The organism is Streptomyces sp. NPDC056600 (genome assembly GCF_042792855.1).
Lineage (GTDB): Bacteria > Actinomycetota > Actinomycetes > Streptomycetales > Streptomycetaceae > Streptomyces.
Genome location: NZ_JBHTVQ010000004.1, coordinates 72,293 through 87,998 on the forward strand (window position 1 = coordinate 72,293; position 15,706 = coordinate 87,998).

The following is a 15,706-nucleotide window of genomic DNA, read 5'->3' on the forward strand; positions in this document are numbered from 1 at the left end:
ACAACTGGTCCTTGAGTACCGCTGAGGGGCCCGGAAGCGGACAGGCGCGGCGCGTCGGTCAGTGAAGAGGGGGAGCCGCTGTGACACAGCCGCCCGAGGAACAGCCGCCCACGCCGTCCGGCGACCCGCTGCGCAAGTCCCCGGAGCCGCAGGACGCCCCGCCGCCCGGCCACCCGGCCCCGCAGCAGCCGCCCGCGCCCCCCGCCGCTCCTCCCGCGCCGCCCGCGGGCGGGTTCGGCGCCCCGCAGCCGCCGCAGGGGCAGCCCGCGGCGGGCTTCGGCGCCGCGCCCTCCGGCTACGGCGCCCCCCAGCCCCAGCCGGGCCAGCCCGCGCAGCCGGGTCAGCCCCAGCCGGGACCGTACGGGCAGCCCGGCCCCTACGCCGCCGGACCGTACGGCCAGCCGGGCGCGCCGCAGGCCGGGCCCTACGCGCCGCAGCCGGGATACGGCTACCCCCAGGGCGCTCCGCAGGGTGCTCAGCAGGGCGGTGCCTGGCCCCCGGCCGGCCCGCCGCAGCCGCCGTCCGGTGGGGGCAACCCCTTCAAGAACCGTCCCGCGCTGGTGGTCGCCGCCGCCGTGGTCGTGGCCGCGCTGATCGGCGGCGGCGCGTGGGCGCTCGTCGGCAACAACGCCGACGAGCCCGCGCGGAAGAAGGCGGCGCCCACGCCCACGCAGGAGGCCCCCGAGCCCACCGCCACCGTCGACCAGGGCGACGGCAACGGCGGAGGCGGCGAAGAACTCGACATCAACAAGGACCGCGCGCCCGGCGAGGCCCGCCTCGCCTGGTACAAGGGCGCCCCCGACGCCCCGGGCGACGGCGCCAAGGCCCCCGGCATGTGGGTGGTCGGCGACGTGGCCGTGAAGGCCGCGTACAAGCAGGTCTTCGGCTGGAAGGCCGCCGACGGCGGCGAGGCGTGGAAGCCGGTCGACTTCCCCCAGGAGATATGCGCCGTCACCCGGCGGGTGTCCGCGGACGGGCGGATAGCCGTCGCCTACAAGAGCGGCAGCAGCGACCGCGCCAAGTGCAACCAGGTCCAGGAGCTCGACCTGCGCACCGGCGAGAAGGGCTGGGAGGCCGAGATCGACGAGGGCGGCCTCTTCGACGGCACCAGCGACATCTCGCTCAGCCTGGCCGGGGACACCCTGGTCGTCGGCCGCGGCCAGTCCGCCGTGGCCCTCGCCATGAAGACCGGCAAGAAGCGCTACGACATCAAGAAGTACGGGGCGTCCTGCTTCCCCGGCGGCTTCGCCGGCGACGAACGCAAGCTGATCGTCGCCGCGTCCTGCGGGGCCGGCGGCGACAACCAGCACGACGAGCTGCGCGAACTCGACCCGGCCACCGGCAAGGTCCGCTGGACCCGGGCGCTCGGCAAGGGCTGGGAGGTCGAGAAGGCCTACAGCGTCAGCCCGCTGGTGGTCTACAGCGCCAACCGCGACAAGAAGACGGGCAACATCTCCGTCTTCACGAGCGACGGCCGGATCGGCCCGCACGTCCAGCTCGACGGCAAGACCGAGCTCGACGTCCGCTGCTCCGGGTTCTCGATCTTCAACAAGGCGCTGGAGTCCTGCGACTTCGTCGCCGACGACACGAACATGTACCTGGCCACCAAGAGCATCGGCAAGGCCAACGAGATCCTCGCGATCGGCCTGGACACCGGCAAGGTGAAGTGGCGGGTGAAGTCCCCGGCCGAGTCGTCGATGCTCCCGGTGACGCTGGAGAACGGCCGGCTGGTCGCCTACGTCGAGCCCACCTACGACAAGGGCGGCCAGGTGGTCGCCGTGCCGACGGCAGGTTCGCACACGCCGCAGAAGCTGCTGCAGAACCCGGCGGCCGGGGCCCAGCTGGAGAGCTCCTTCCTCAACCCCGCCATCGCCTGGGCCGACGGCCGGCTCTTCCTCTCCGTCGACCGGCTGACCGGCAGCGACGAGCTGGAGGAGAAGCTGATGACGGTCTACGCCAAGTAGCGCCCGCCCCGGCCCCGCACGCGGGGCCCGCCCCGCCGGCCCCGCACCCCGGGGCCGGCCCCACACCCAGGACCCTCGTACGCCCCGGCCGGGCCGACGCCCGCCCGCACGACCCTCCCGAGGAATGTGATGACCCAGCCGCCCGAGCCCGGCCGGCCCCCGCAGGGGGACGGCGGCGCCCACGAGCCCGCCGACCGCAACCCCTACGGCGCCACCCCGCCGCCGCAGCAGCCGCCGGCCCCGCCCGCGGCGGGCTACGGGTACCCGCAGACGCCGCCCAACCCGTACCTCCAGCAGCCGGGACAGCACCCTGGGCAGCACCCCGGACAGCACCCGGGGCAGCAGGCGTCCCCGCAGACGCCGCAGTACGGCTACCCCGCCCAGCAGCCGCCGACGGTCCCGGCGCCCGCCGCCGCGCCGCAGCGCAGCGAGGCCGAGCGCAAGGCGCTGCGCGCCCAGATCGCCATCGTGGTCTCCGCCGTGGTGGCGATCGCCCTGATCATCGGCGGCGGCGTCTGGTACTCCGGCAGCAAGGACGGCGGCACGAAGACCGTCGCCGGCGGCACCGAGGGCGGCAAGGGCAAGGACGGCGGGGAAGCGGGCGGCACCGAGAAGGTCCCCTCGGACCCCGGCGCGGAGCTGCTCTTCGACGTGCCGATGCCGAAGGTCGAGAAGGACCTGCAGATCACCGTCAAGGGCTCCTGGGCGACCGAGGACGTCTACGCCAAGAGCGGCGCGGACGGCATCACCGCCTACGACCCGCAGACCGGCGAGCAGAAGTGGAAGCTCCCGCTGCCCGGCCCGGTCTGCTTCTCCTCCCGGCACACCACCGAGGACGGGAAGACCGCGATCGTCCACGAGCCGACCAGGCCGACCGCGAAGGCGCCCACCGCGGGCTGCAGCGAGGTCACCGCGATCGACCTGACCACCGGCAAGAAGCTCTGGACGAAGAACGCCAAGAGCGGCGACCGGCCCGTCCGGTTCGACAACGTCACCCTCAGCGGCACCACCGTCGCCGCCGGCTCCAGCTCCGGCGGCGCCGCCTGGAACCTGACGAGCGGCGCCTCGCTGTGGCAGCCCAAGCCGGGCGACACCTGCTACGACGCCGGTTACGGCGGCGGCAAGGCCCTGGTCGCGCTGCGCAAGTGCGGCGAGTACAACAACTACCAGCTGCTCCTGCAGACCCTGGACGCCAAGAAGGGCACCGTGCTCTCGGAGTACAAGCTGCCCGTGGGCGTCGACTACGCGTCGATCGTCTCCACCGTCCCGCTGGTGGCCGCCGCCGACGTCGGCGACACCGCCGGTGACGGCAGCGGCATCTCCGACTTCTTCTCCGTCGACGCCGCGACCGGCAAGCTCCGCGCCAAGATCTCCGCGCCGGGCGAGACCTACGCCGCCGACTGCGACGGCGTCACCGCCGTCGAGAGCTGCGGGAACCTGGCCGTCGGCCAGGACACGCTCTACCTGCCGACCGAGGAGCACGACGCCGGCGGCGACACCGGCCGGACCAACGAGGTCGTCGCCATCGACCTCGCCACCGGCAAGACGGGCCGCAAGGCCGACGCGGGCGACGGCCACAACCTGCTCCCGCTGCGCATGGACGGCGACGGGGTGCTCGCCTACAAGAGCGGCCCCTACGACAAGGGCGGCCAGGTGGTCCGTCTGGACGGTGACACGCTGAAGGAGACGCTGCTCCTGCAGCTGCCGAACGACCAGGCCAGCCGCGAGCTGGAGATCTCGTTCTCGCCGGACTACCAGGAGTACCTCTTCTTCGGCGGCCGGCTGTTCATGAGCGAGGTCTACGCCCGCGGCGACGACAAGGAGGACGAGCCGCTCGCGGTCGCCTTCGGCCCCAAGGCCTGACGGCCCGCACGCACACCGACGCCCCCATGGGCCGGCCGTGCTCCCCCGGCGGATTCGCCGATACGGGGCACATGTCGGCCGATGGGGGCGCGCCGCGTCGAACAAGCGTGTACCTTCGCGGTCCATACAGGCCACGAGCGCCGGGGGGCCTCGGGCCGGGGGGCAAGGTGGGGGGTTCGATGGGAGTGCGGCTCATGGTGGTCGACGACCACCGACTGCACGCGGAGGCGCTCGCCTCCGCTCTGAAACTGCGCGGGCACCGGGTGCTGGCCGCGGCCGCGCCGGCGGCCGGAGCGGCCGAGCTGGTGATCGGCCGGGCGCCCGAGGTGTGCCTGCTGGGCACCGCGGAACCGGCCCGGCCCGGGGCGTTCGACCCGGTGGAGCGGATCCGGCGGGAGCGCCCGCAGGTGGCGGTGGTGGTGCTCGGCCCGGTGCCCAGCCCGCGCGGCATCGCGGCGGCCTTCGCGGCCGGGGCGTCGGGCTACGTCCGCCACGACGAGCGGATCGAGGGGGTCGAGCGGGCCATCGTGAAGGCACGGGCCGGTGAGGCGGCGATCTCCCCGGCCCTGCTGCAGGGCGCCTTCCACGAGCTGCTCCATCCGGTGGCGGAGCCCGACGACGAGGGGCGGCGCCTGCTGTCCGCCCTCACCCCGCGCGAGACGGAGGTACTGGTGCGGGTCGCCGAGGGGGAGGACACCCGGCTGATCGCGGAGGGCATGGGCATAGCGCCCAGCACCGCGCGCACCCACGTCCAGCGGGTGCTGATGAAGCTGGGCGTGGGATCGCGCCTGGAGGCCGCCGCGCTCGCCGCCCGCACCGGGCTGCTGGACCGCCCGCCCGCCTGACCGGCACGCGGAAGGGCCGGGGCGCCCCGGCCCCGGACGCGCCGAGGGCCGGGCCCCGTGCGGGAGCCCGGCCCTCGGACGGCCGAGTCGGGTCAGTGACCCAGAGGGTTCTCCTCCTCCATGCCCGTGGGGGGCGGCGGAGGCGCGGCCGGCCGCAGCTTGAGCCAGGCCAGGAAGAACAGGCCGAGAGCCAGCATGGCCAGCCCGGTCCACAGGTTGATGTTGACGTTCTCCGACTTGTCGAGGGAGCTGTCGGACGGCGCGATCCCGCACAGTGTCACGATGACGCCGTAGACGACGAACAGCAGGCCGATGATGCGGCGGACGTCGAAGAGACGGGCGGCACTGGCGGACTTGGTCTCCAGATCAGTGACCGACCGCTGGACGTCCTTCTCGGAAAATTCGGACATGGTCTCTCCATTCTCCCGCGTTCGTGGCTAGAACGAGAACGGGATGTAGCAGGCGGCGGCCAGGATGATCGCGCTCCAGCCCAGCAGGGCGGGCTTGCGGTACCAGGCGTCGTCGCCCTCGGCGGGCGGCTCGGACATGCCCGGCGACTTGGTGCCGTAGACCAGACCCTGCAGTTCCTCCATCGGCTTGGGCTTGGTGAAGAGCGAGACCGCGACCATGACCACCGCACCGGCCACGAAGCCGACGATCGCCGAGACGAAGTTCGCGCCCTGGTCGGAGGGGATGTCGATGACGCCCTGCTTGTAGATCACGAAGTAGTTGACCATCGCGGAGACCGTGCCGGCGAGCAGACCCCAGAAGCCGGAGACCTTCGACGCCCGCTTCCAGAACATGCCGATGATGAACACCACGAACATCGGCACGTTGAAGAAGGAGAACAGCGTCTGCAGGTAGGCCATGATGTTCGAGAAGGTCGACGCGAGGAACGCCGTGCCCATCGAGGCCAGCACGCCCAGGACGGTGATCATCCGGCCGAAGCGCAGGTAGTAGGAGTCCTCCTGGCCGCGCTTGACGTACTTGGCCCAGATGTCCGTGGTGAAGACGGTGTTGAAGGACGACACGTTGGCCGCCATACCGGCCATGAACGCCGCCACCAGACCGGTGATCGCGATGCCGAGCACACCGTTGGGCAGCAGCTGGCCCATCAGGTAGGGGATCGCGTCGTTGTACTCCAGGCCCGAGGAGGCGCTGCCGATCTTCGGGACCAGCACCGCGGCGACCAGGCCGGGGATCATCACCAGGAAGACGATGAAGATCTTCGGGAACGCCGCGATCAGCGGGGTGCGCTGGGCGGCGGAGAGGTTCTTGGCGGACAGCGCGCGCTGGACCTCGGCGAAGTTGGTCGTCCAGTAGCCGAAGGAGAGCACGAAGCCCAGGCCCAGGACGATGGTCAGCCAGTTCGCGCCCAGCGGGTTGTCGCTGCCGATGCCCGTGCCGCCCCAGGCGGTGACGAAGTCGCCGCCCTTCTGGGCGGTCAGCGAGTCGGTCAGGCCGTCCCAGCCGCCGACCCGCTTCAGACCGAGGACCGTGATCGGGATGAGCGCCGCCAGGATCACGAAGAACTGCAGCACCTCGTTGTAGATCGCCGAGGAGAGACCACCGATGGTGATGTACGCGAGGACGAAGAAGCCCGCCACCACGATGGCCACCCACTCCGGCCAGCCCAGCAGCGCCTCGACCACGATCGCCAGCGAGTACAGGTTGACGCCCGCGATCAGGATGGCCGCGAAGGCGAACAGCACCGAGGACAGCAGGTGCGCCGACTTGTCGAAGCGCAGCAGCAGGAACTCGGGCACCGAGCGGACCTTGGAGCCGTAGTAGAACGGCATCATCACCAGGCCGAGGAAGACCATGGCCGGGATGGCGCCGATCCAGTACCAGTGCACCGTGTACACGCCGTACTGGGCGCTGTTGGCGGCCATGCCGAGGACCTCGGTGGCGCCCAGGTTGGCGGAGATGAAGGCGAGACCCGTGACCCACGCGGGCAGCGAGCGCCCGGACAGGAAGAAGTCGAGGCTCGTCTTGACCGACTTGCGCGCCAGGAAGCCGACGCCCAGCACGAAGAGGAAGTAGATGGCCAGCAGGCAGTAGTCCAGCCAGTTGGCGGGGAGTCGCAGCTCAGCTGCCAGAAGTGTGGGGGGCATAGGAACTCGCTTCGTCGCGCGTTACGGGGATCACGGCGGATGTCTTACCGGCACTGTCGGAGATTGAACACTCCTGTTGCTTCTCGTCGTCTGATTGTGACATCGGCGATTGGGTTGCGTTTTGTTGTGGTCTGTTATGTTGACTTCTGTTCGAGGCATCGCGCATCCGGACGGGACATCCGAGGGAGCCGGGCGGTGCGGCGGGAAGGCGATCGACGGTGAGGAAGACTTCGACCCGGCTTGCCGACGGGCGGGAGCTCATCTACTACGACCTGCGGGACGGCGCTCCGCGCGGCGCCGTCGACCGGCGGCCCCTGGACGCCACCGTGACCACCTCCGAGGTGCGTCACGACGACCTGCTCGGCGACGACATCGCGGTCGCCTCGCACCGCCAGGGCCGCACGTACCACCCGCCGGCCGATCAGTGCCCGCTGTGCCCCACCCGCGGCGAGCGGCTCAGCGAGATCCCGGACAGCAGCTACGACGTGGCCGTCTTCGAGAACCGCTTCCCCTCGCTGGCCGGCGACTCCGGCCGCTGCGAGGTCGTCTGCTTCACCGAGGAGCACGACGCGTCGTTCGCGCAGCTGTCCGAGGAACAGGCCCGGCTGGTGCTGGACGCCTGGACCGACCGGACCGCCGAGCTCTCGCATCTTCCCTCCGTCGTCCAGGTCTTTCCCTTCGAGAACCGGGGCCATGAGATCGGGGTGACGCTCGGTCACCCCCATGGGCAGATCTACGCCTACCCCTTCGTCACCCCGCGTACCGCGCGGATGTTCCAGTCGCTGGCGGCCCGCCGGGCCGAGGCGGACACCGCCAATCTCTTCGACGAGATCGTGGCGCGCGAGTCGGCGGGGGAACGACTGGTCCTCGCGGGTGAGCACTGGGTCGCCTTCGTCCCGTACGCCGCCCACTGGCCCTACGAGGTGCACCTCTACCCGCGCCGCCGGGTCCCCGACCTGACCGCGCTCGACGAGGACCAGCGCGCCGAGTTCCCCCGCGTGTACCTCGAACTGCTGCGCCGCTTCGACCGGATCTTCGGCCCGGACGAGCCGCCCACCCCGTACATCGCCGCCTGGCACCAGGCGCCGTTCAGCGGTCTGGACGCGTACGAAGGGGTGACGCGGGACGACTTCGCCCTCCATCTGGAGCTGTTCACCATCCGCCGGACCTCCGGCAAGCTGAAGTTCCTCGCGGGCTCGGAGTCGGGCATGGGAGTGTTCATCAACGACGTGCCGCCGGAGGCGGCCGCGGCACGACTGCGGGAGGTGGCGAGCGCGTGAGCGAGGGCATGGACGCGGGGCCGGGCGAGAAGACGGGCCAGGGCGCGGGTCAGGGCGAGGGCGCGGGTACCTACCTGGTGACCGGCGGGGCCGGCTACATCGGCGGCGTGGTCGCCCAGCACCTGCTGGAGGCCGGGCACCGGGTGGTCGTCCTGGACGACCTGTCCACCGGCGTACGCGAAGGCGTCCCCGAGGGCGCCGATTTCGTCGAGGCCGGACTGCACGAGGCCGGGCGGATCCTCGACCCCTCCTTCGACGCGGTCCTGCACTTCGCCGCCTCCTCGCAGGTCGGCGAGTCGGTGGTGAAGCCGGAGAAGTACTGGCGCAACAACGTCGGCGGCTCCATGGCCCTGCTGGGCGCCATGCGCGAGGCGGGCGTGCGCCGGCTGGTGTTCTCCTCCACCGCCGCCACCTACGGCGAGCCCGCCGAGGTCCCCATCCCGGAGAGCGCCCCCACCGCGCCCACCAACCCCTACGGCGCCAGCAAGCTGGCCGTCGACCACATGATCACCGGCGAGGCGAACGCCCACGGCCTCGCCGCGGTCAGCCTGCGCTACTTCAACGTGGCCGGGGCCTACGGCGACCACGGCGAGCGGCACGACCCCGAGTCGCACCTGATCCCGCTGATCCTCCAGGTCGCCCTCGGCCGCCGGGACCACATCTCCGTCTACGGCGACGACTACCCGACCCCGGACGGCACCTGCGTGCGCGACTACATCCACGTCGCCGACCTCGCCGAGGCACACCTGCTGGCCCTGAAGGCCGCCACGCCGGGCGAGCACCTGATCTGCAACCTGGGCAACGGCAACGGCTTCTCCGTCCGCCAGGTCGTCGACACCGTCCGCCGGGTGACCGGCCATCCGATCCCCGAGGAGGTGGCCGCGCGCCGCAGCGGCGACCCCGCCGTGCTGGTCGCCTCCGCCGCCACCGCCCGCGACCGGCTCGGCTGGCGCCCGCGCCGTGCCGATCTCACCACCATCGTCTCCGACGCCTGGGCGTTCGCGCGCGCCCACGCGTGAGCCCTCCCGGCCTGTCAGCTCCTGCCGCGCCGCGCCCGCACGCGCGGTCGGCCCCTCCGCACGGAAGGCCCTTCCGCACATGAGCGAGTCGGTCCAGAACCCCGCCGACGTCACGGCTGCCGCCGAGGCCGTCGCCCGGCGGTTCACCGAGCTGTACGGCGCCGAGCCGGCCGGCGTCTGGGCGGCCCCCGGCCGGGTCAACCTGATCGGCGAGCACACCGACTACAACGGCGGCTTCGTCATGCCCTTCGCGCTGCCGCAGGTCGCCGTCGCCGCGGTGTCGCCCCGCGAGGACGGCCTGCTGCGGCTGTCCTCCGCGGACGTCCCCGGCGGCGTGGTGGAGCGCCGGGTGGACGAGCTGCTGCCCGGCTCCGACAAGCGCTGGACCGCCTACCCGGCGGGCGTCGTCTGGGCCATGCTGGAGGGCGGCCACGCGGTCACCGGCGCCGACGTCCACCTCGCCTCCACCGTGCCCAGCGGGGCCGGCCTGTCCTCCTCCGCGGCGCTGGAGGTGGTCGTCGCCCTCGCCCTGGACGACCTCTTCGGCCTCGGCCTCGACCGGGCGCTGCTCGCCCGGATCTGCCAGCGCGCGGAGAACGAGTATGTGGGCGCGCCCACCGGGATCATGGACCAGACCGCCTCCGCCTGCTGCGAGGCCGGACACGCGCTCTTCCTCGACACCCGCGACGGCACCCGGCGGCAGATCCCCTTCGACCTCGCCGCCGAGGGGATGCGGCTGCTGGTCGTCGACACCCAGGTCAAGCACGCGCACAGCGGTGGCGAGTACGGCAAGCGCCGGGCCGGCTGCGAGCGCGCCGCCGAACTCCTCGGCGTACCCGTCCTGCGGGACATCCCGTACGCGGAGCTCGACGAGGCCCTGGCCCGGCTGGACGACGAGGAACTCCGCCGCCTGGTCCGCCACGTCGTCACCGAGGACCAGCGCGTCGAGCGGGTCGTGCGGCTGCTGAACGACGGCGACACCCGGGGCATCGGCCCGGTCCTGACCGAGGGCCACGCCTCCCTGCGCGACGACTTCCGGGTCTCCGCGCCCGAGCTCGACACGGTGGTCGACGCCGCGCTGGACGCGGGGGCGCTCGGGGCCCGGATGACCGGCGGCGGGTTCGGCGGCTCGGCCGTCGTCCTGGTCGACGACGACCGGGCCGACGCCGTGGTCTCGGCGGTCGGGTCGGCCTTCGCCCGGGCCGGTCACAAGCCGCCCCGCGTGTTCCCGGCCGTGCCCTCCCGCGGGGCCCGGCGCATCCGCCCGGCGTAACCGTTCGCCTGCCGCCTGCCGCCTGCCGCCTGCCGCCTGCCGCCTGCCGCCTGCCGCCCGCCGCCTGCCGCTGTCCGCCGCCGCCGGATACGGCTCCGGGGGGCGGTCAGGCGGTCCGGTGGCGTGCCGCGATGCCCTCGACGATGATCTCCAGGCCCTCCGCGAAGTGCCGGTCGTAGTCGGCGAAGATCTCCGCGCCCGCGGCGGCCGACAGCGGGAAGGCGGCCATCTTCCGGGCGCGTTCCTCGATGTCGAGGCCCCCGGGCGGGTCGTTCGGCAGCGGCACCATGCCCTGCTCCTCGGCGACGAAGCCGAGGGTGTACAGGTAGGTCGTGGTGATCGCGCGGACCGCCCGCGGCAGGGTGAAGCCGGCGGCGGTGAACAGCCGCAGGCTGTCCTCCATCTGCTCGGCGTGCTCGATGCCGGTGAAGCGTGAGCCGGTGAACACCTTCGCGCCGTCGCGGTAGCGGCAGAGCGCCGCCCGCAGCCCGTGGTTGGACTTGCGCAGCCGCTCCTGCCAGCTGTCGGCGGGGTCGAGCCCCCCGTCGGCGACCATCCGGCGGTACATCTCGGTGGCCATCTCGTCGAGCAGCGCCTGCTTGTCCTTGAAGTGCCAGTACAGCGCGGGGGCCTTGACGCCCAGCTCCCGCCCGATGGCGCTGAGGGTCAGGCCCTCCAGCCCCACCTCGTTCAGCAGGTCCAGGGCGGCGTCCGCGACCCGTTTCCGGTCGAGGGGCGTGCGGCGGTTCGTGGTCACGCTTGACAGTTTAACGGCGTTAAGCGCATGGTGGTGGCCAATGGAACTTAACGACGTTAAGGAGCGGGGGACGTATGGCTGCGCACGTGGACGTACTGGTGGTGGGAGCGGGCCCGAGCGGGCTGACGCTCGGCGTGGACCTGGCCCGGCGCGGGGTGCGGGCCCTGGTCGTCGAGCGGGCCGAGGGGCTCTTCCCCGGCTCGCGCGGCAAGGGGATCCAGCCGCGCACGATGGAGGTCTTCGACGACCTCGGGATCCTCGGCGCGATCCGCGCGGCCGGGGGCGGCTACCCGGTCGGGATGCTGTGGCGGGACGGGCGACGGCTCGGCGAGCACCGGATGTTCGACCCGGTGGAGCCCACCGAGGAGGCACCCTACGACGAGCCGTGGATGGTGGCGCAGTGGCGCACCCAGGAGATCCTGCGGGAGCGGCTGGAGGAGCTGGGCGGGCGGATCGCCTTCGGCCGGGAGGTGGCCGGCCTCACCCAGGACGCGGACGGGGTCACCGTGCGGTTCGCCGACGGCTCCGGCCTGCGGGCACGGTACGTGGTCGCCGCCGACGGCGGCCGCTCGGCGGTCCGCCGGGCGCTGGGCATCGGCATGACCGGCGAGACGCTCGACCCGAACCCCACCCTGGTGGCCGACGTCCGCCTCACCGGCCTGGACCGCGACAACTGGCACATGTTCCCGCCGTCCGGCGAGGGCGAGGACTTCCTGGCGCTCTGCCCGCTGGCCGGCACCGACGACTTCCAGCTCGTGGCCCGCTTCCCCGAGGGCGCCACCGTCGACCCGTCCCCGGAAGGCGTCCGCGCGCTCGTCGCGGCCCGCACCCACCTCACCGCCGAGGACGTCACCGAGGTGCGCTGGGCCTCGGACTTCCGCCCGCGCACCGCACTCGCCGACCGCTTCCGCGACGGCCGCGTCTTCCTCGTGGGCGACGCGGCGCACCTGCACTCCCCGGCCGGCGGCCAGGGCCTCAACACCAGCGTGCAGGACGCGTACAACCTCGGCTGGAAGCTCGACGCGGTGCTGCGGGGCGCCGCGCCCGCCTCCCTCCTGGACACCTACGAGGAGGAACGCCGCCCGGTCGCCGCCGACGTGCTCGGCCTGTCCACCAGCATCCACCGCGGCGAGACCCGCCGCGGCGACGCCACCCGCCAGCTCTCCCTCGGCTACCGGACCTCCACCCTCGCCGAGGAGACCCGGCAGGCCCCCGGCCCGCTGCGGGCCGGGGACCGCGCCCCCGACGGGCGGCTGGGGGAGACCCGCCTCTTCGACGCCTTCCGCGGCCCGCACTGGACCCTGCTCACCGTGGACGCCGCCGCCTCCCTCGCGGCGTACGGCGAGGGCGTCTTCCTCGTCCGCCCCGACGGCTACGTCGGCTGGGCCGGCGACACCACCGAGGGCCTCGCGGCCTACGCCCGGCGGGTGGGCGCGGAGGGCGCGTACCGGACGGTGGAGGCGGCCGGAGCGGCGCGTTCCTGACGCGGTGCTCGCCGTCACCTGCGTGCCGCGCTCGCCGTCACCCGCGTGCCACGCCCGCCGTCCCTCGTTCGGGTCGTCCGTCGGGTCGCGTGACGCCGCCCCGCGCGCGGTGACGTGTCCGTCGCCGCACACGAGGGCGCCCCCTCCCCGCAGTCGCGGGGAGGGGGCGCCGTGGCGTCCGCGGGGCGGGTCAGCCGGTGTTGCGCAGGCCCGCGGCCACACCGTTGACGGTCAGCAGCAGCGCCCGCGACAGCAGCGGGTCGACCTCCTGGCCGGCCGCCGCCTCGTCGCGCTGCCGCTTCAGCAGCATCACCTGGAGGTAGGAGATCGGGTCCAGGTAGGCGTCGCGGATCGCGAAGGTCTGCTTCAGCACCGGGTTCGCGTCCAGCAGCTCCGTCTCACCGGTGACCTTCAGGACCTCCGCGACCGTGAGCTCGTGCTCCGCCTTGATCGCGTCGAAGACGTGCTTCAGCTCGTCGGGCACCAGGTTGTCGACGTACAGCGACGCGATCCGCAGGTCCGTCTTCGCCAGCGTCATCTCGACGTTGGAGATGAAGTTCCGGAAGAAGTGCCACTCCTGGTGCATCTCCGCCAGGACCGGGTCCAGCCCCGCCTCGCGCAGCGCCTTCAGACCGGAACCCACGCCGAACCAGCCCGGCACGATCTGCCGGGACTGCGTCCAGCCGAACACCCACGGGATCGCCCGCAGCGAGTCCAGGCCGCCGCCCGCGTCCGGCCGGCGCGAGGGCCGCGATCCCAGGTGCAGGTCGGCCAGCTGGTCCACCGGGGTGGAGGCGAAGAAGTACGCCGGCAGGTCCGGGTCCTCCACCAGCTCGCGGTACGCCACATGGGCGGCGTCGGAGACGACCTCCATCGCCGCGTCCCAGCGGGCCAGCGCCTCCACCGACTGCCGCGGCGCGGTGTGCAGCGCCGAGGCCTGCAGCGTCGCCGCCACCGTCAGCTCGAGGTTCTCGCGCGCCAGCGACGGCACCAGGTACTTGTCGGAGATGACCTCGCCCTGCTCGGTCACCTTGATCTCGCCCTCCAGCGTGCCCCACGGCTGCGCCAGCACCGCGTCGTGCGACGGGCCGCCGCCACGGCCGACCGTGCCGCCCCGGCCGTGGAACAGCCGCAGCCGCACCCCGTGCCGGTGCGCCACGTCACGCAGCCGCCGCTGGGCGCGGTGGATCTCCCACTGGCTGGTGGTGATGCCGCCGAACTTCGAGGAGTCCGAGTAGCCGAGCATGACCTCCTGCACGTCGCCCCGCAGCGCCACCAGGCGCCGGTAGGACGGGTCGGAGAGCATGTCGTCGAGGATGGTGTCCGCGGCCTTGAGCTCGTCCGTCGTCTCCAGCAGCGGCACGATGCCGATCTTCGCCCAGCCGGCGTGCAGGTCGAGCAGTCCCGCCTCACGGGCCAGCACCGCCGCAGCGAAGACGTCGTCCGCGCCCTGGCACATCGAGATGATGTACGACTCGATGACCTCGGGCCCGAAGACGTCGAGCGCGCGCTTGATCGTGTCGAAGGTGCCCAGCGTCTTCGTGCCCGCCTTGTCCAGCGGGGCCGGGCTCGGCGCCAGCGGGCGGCGCGAGCGCAGCTCCTTGGCCAGCAGCCGCGTCCGGTAGTCCCGCGGCATGTCCGCGTACCGCCAGGACTCCTCGCCCAGACGGTCGAACAGCTGGCCCAGCGCGTGGTGGTGGGCGTCGGCGTGCTCCCGCACGTCCATGGTGGCCAGCTGGAGACCGAACGCCGACAGCGTGCGGATCGTGCGGTCCATCCGGCCGTCCGCGAACAGCCCGGCCCGGTGCTCGCGCAGCGACGTCTGGATCAGCACCAGGTCCGCCAGCAGCTGCGCGGTGCCGAGGTAGTCGCGGCCCGGCCGGTGCGCCGTGCCCTTCGCCAGCCGCTCCTTGGTGTTGAGCAGCTTCTGCCGGATGCAGGTCGCCTTCAGCCGGTACGGCTCCTCGGCATTCAGCCGCTTGTAGCGCGGGCTGATCTCGTGCAGGACCTCCAGGTCCTGCCCCAGCGACTCCAGCAGCTCCTCGGTGGCGCCGGTGTAGCGGATCGAGTTGGAGAGGAACCCGCGGAGCTCGTCGATCATCTCCAGCGCGTCGTTGATGCCGTGCTCGTGCTGCAGGATCAGCACGTCCCACGTCACCTGAGGGGTGACGTTCGGGTTGCCGTCCCGGTCGCCGCCGATCCAGGTGCCGAAGGTCAGCGGCCGCGTCTCGTCCGGCAGCTCGACGCCGATCCGCTCCAGCTCGGCGGTCAGGTCCTCCAGCACGTCGCCGACCGCGCCGGCGTGCAGCTCGTCCAGGTAGTAGATCGCGTTGCGGGCCTCGTCGGCCGGCTCCGGACGCACCACCCGCAGCTCGTCCGTCTGCCACACCAGGTCGATGTTCTCGGCCAGCCGGGTGTCGTGACGACGGCGGTCCGCCTCGATCACCGGCGTCTCCAGCAGGTGAGCGATGCGCCGCAGCTTGTTCAGCACGGAGCGGCGCGCGGCCTCCGTCGGGTGCGCCGTGAACACCGGGCGGATGTTCAGGTTGCGCACGGTCTCCCGCAGGTGTGCGGGGTCCGCGTCCTTCAGCCGGTCCGCCGTACGGGCCAGCTGGCTGCCTTCCGCCGCGCGCCGCGCCCTCAGTTCGCGCCCCCGGTGCACCTGCTCGGTGACGTTCGCGAGATGAAAGTAGGTGGAGAAGGCGCGTACCAGCTTGGCGGCCGTCTTCAGCTCGGTGCCCCGGAGCAGCTCGGCCGCGGCCTCGCCGTCCTCCCGGGTCAGTCTGCGGACCTTCTCCACGAGATCCAGCAGCTCAGGACCTTCCTGCCGGACCAGGGTCTGACCCAGAAGGTCGCCCAGACGGCGGATGTCGCTCCGAAGTTCGCTGCTCGTGGTGGTGGTCCGGTCGTCGACACTGCTCACAGGTGCGGCTCCTTGCAACGGTGAAGCTCTGTCTGGCAGGGCACCCGGACGCACCACCCGTGCGGCCGTTCACGGCTTTCGGGCTCGGTTCGTCCGGGAAGAGACTGAATAGAGGAGCGGACCGCGCTGTCCGACCGGTTCCAAGGATAGGCAGCCACGGCCACACGCGGGTGAACGGCTCTTG

Annotated in this window: 11 protein-coding genes; 7 read left to right on the top strand and 4 right to left on the bottom strand. The window is 72.6% G+C overall.

The features are described 5' to 3' along the window. Window positions 1–80 precede the first annotated feature (80 nt). From ACFRAV_RS03570 to ACFRAV_RS03580, 3 genes are all read left to right on the top strand, one after another. The gene (locus ACFRAV_RS03570; RefSeq protein ID WP_382551287.1) at window positions 81–1,964 is read left to right on the top strand and encodes a PQQ-binding-like beta-propeller repeat protein; all 1,884 of its coding nucleotides are present in this window, start codon (window positions 81–83) and stop codon (window positions 1,962–1,964) included. Window positions 1,965–2,093: 129 nt separating this feature from the next. Next, the gene (locus tag ACFRAV_RS03575; RefSeq protein WP_382551289.1) at window positions 2,094–3,827 is read left to right on the top strand and encodes a PQQ-binding-like beta-propeller repeat protein; all 1,734 of its coding nucleotides are present in this window, start codon (window positions 2,094–2,096) and stop codon (window positions 3,825–3,827) included. A gap of 179 nt (window positions 3,828–4,006) precedes the next feature. Continuing rightward, the gene (locus ACFRAV_RS03580) at window positions 4,007–4,672 is read left to right on the top strand and encodes a response regulator transcription factor (protein WP_351113409.1); all 666 of its coding nucleotides are present in this window, start codon (window positions 4,007–4,009) and stop codon (window positions 4,670–4,672) included. A 92-nt stretch (window positions 4,673–4,764) separates the two neighbouring features. Here ACFRAV_RS03580 and ACFRAV_RS03585 read toward each other — a convergent pair whose 3' ends face one another. Both ACFRAV_RS03585 and ACFRAV_RS03590 read right to left on the bottom strand, forming a co-directional pair. Next, window positions 4,765–5,082 carry a hypothetical protein gene (locus ACFRAV_RS03585; protein ID WP_382551291.1) on the bottom strand — a complete coding sequence of 106 codons (318 nt, stop codon included), beginning with the start codon at window positions 5,080–5,082 and terminating at the stop codon, window positions 4,765–4,767. A gap of 27 nt (window positions 5,083–5,109) precedes the next feature. Continuing rightward, window positions 5,110–6,786 carry a sodium:solute symporter family protein gene (locus ACFRAV_RS03590; protein WP_382551293.1) on the bottom strand — a complete coding sequence of 559 codons (1,677 nt, stop codon included), beginning with the start codon at window positions 6,784–6,786 and terminating at the stop codon, window positions 5,110–5,112. A 218-nt stretch (window positions 6,787–7,004) separates the two neighbouring features. Between ACFRAV_RS03590 and galT the strand changes: the two genes are divergently transcribed. The 3 genes from galT (at window position 7,005) to galK (ending at window position 10,358) form a co-directional block, all read left to right on the top strand. After that, complete coding sequence (gene galT / locus ACFRAV_RS03595) at window positions 7,005–8,066, top strand: galactose-1-phosphate uridylyltransferase (RefSeq protein WP_382551295.1); 1,062 nt, start codon at window positions 7,005–7,007, stop codon at window positions 8,064–8,066. Between the two features lie 8 nt (window positions 8,067–8,074). Continuing rightward, window positions 8,075–9,085 carry a UDP-glucose 4-epimerase GalE gene (gene galE, locus ACFRAV_RS03600; protein ID WP_382551412.1) on the top strand — a complete coding sequence of 337 codons (1,011 nt, stop codon included), beginning with the start codon at window positions 8,075–8,077 and terminating at the stop codon, window positions 9,083–9,085. A gap of 79 nt (window positions 9,086–9,164) precedes the next feature. Next, window positions 9,165–10,358, top strand: coding sequence for a galactokinase (gene galK / locus ACFRAV_RS03605; protein WP_382551297.1), 1,194 nt, complete (start codon window positions 9,165–9,167; stop codon window positions 10,356–10,358). A gap of 106 nt (window positions 10,359–10,464) precedes the next feature. On the opposite strand, the gene ACFRAV_RS03610 is transcribed toward galK, so the two are convergent. Beyond that, on the bottom strand, window positions 10,465–11,115 hold the full coding sequence (locus ACFRAV_RS03610; protein ID WP_382551298.1) for a TetR/AcrR family transcriptional regulator C-terminal domain-containing protein: 651 nt from the start codon (window positions 11,113–11,115) through the stop codon (window positions 10,465–10,467). 74 nt (window positions 11,116–11,189) lie between these two features. On the opposite strand from ACFRAV_RS03610, the gene ACFRAV_RS03615 reads away from it, so the two are divergent. After that, window positions 11,190–12,599, top strand: a complete 1,410-nt coding sequence (locus ACFRAV_RS03615; RefSeq protein WP_382551300.1) for an FAD-dependent oxidoreductase — start codon at window positions 11,190–11,192, stop codon at window positions 12,597–12,599. A gap of 190 nt (window positions 12,600–12,789) precedes the next feature. On the opposite strand, the gene ppc is transcribed toward ACFRAV_RS03615, so the two are convergent. Beyond that, entirely contained in the window at window positions 12,790–15,522 is a 2,733-nt protein-coding gene (gene ppc / locus ACFRAV_RS03620) for a phosphoenolpyruvate carboxylase (RefSeq protein ID WP_382551302.1), read from the bottom strand. Between the last annotated feature and the right edge of the window lie 184 nt (window positions 15,523–15,706).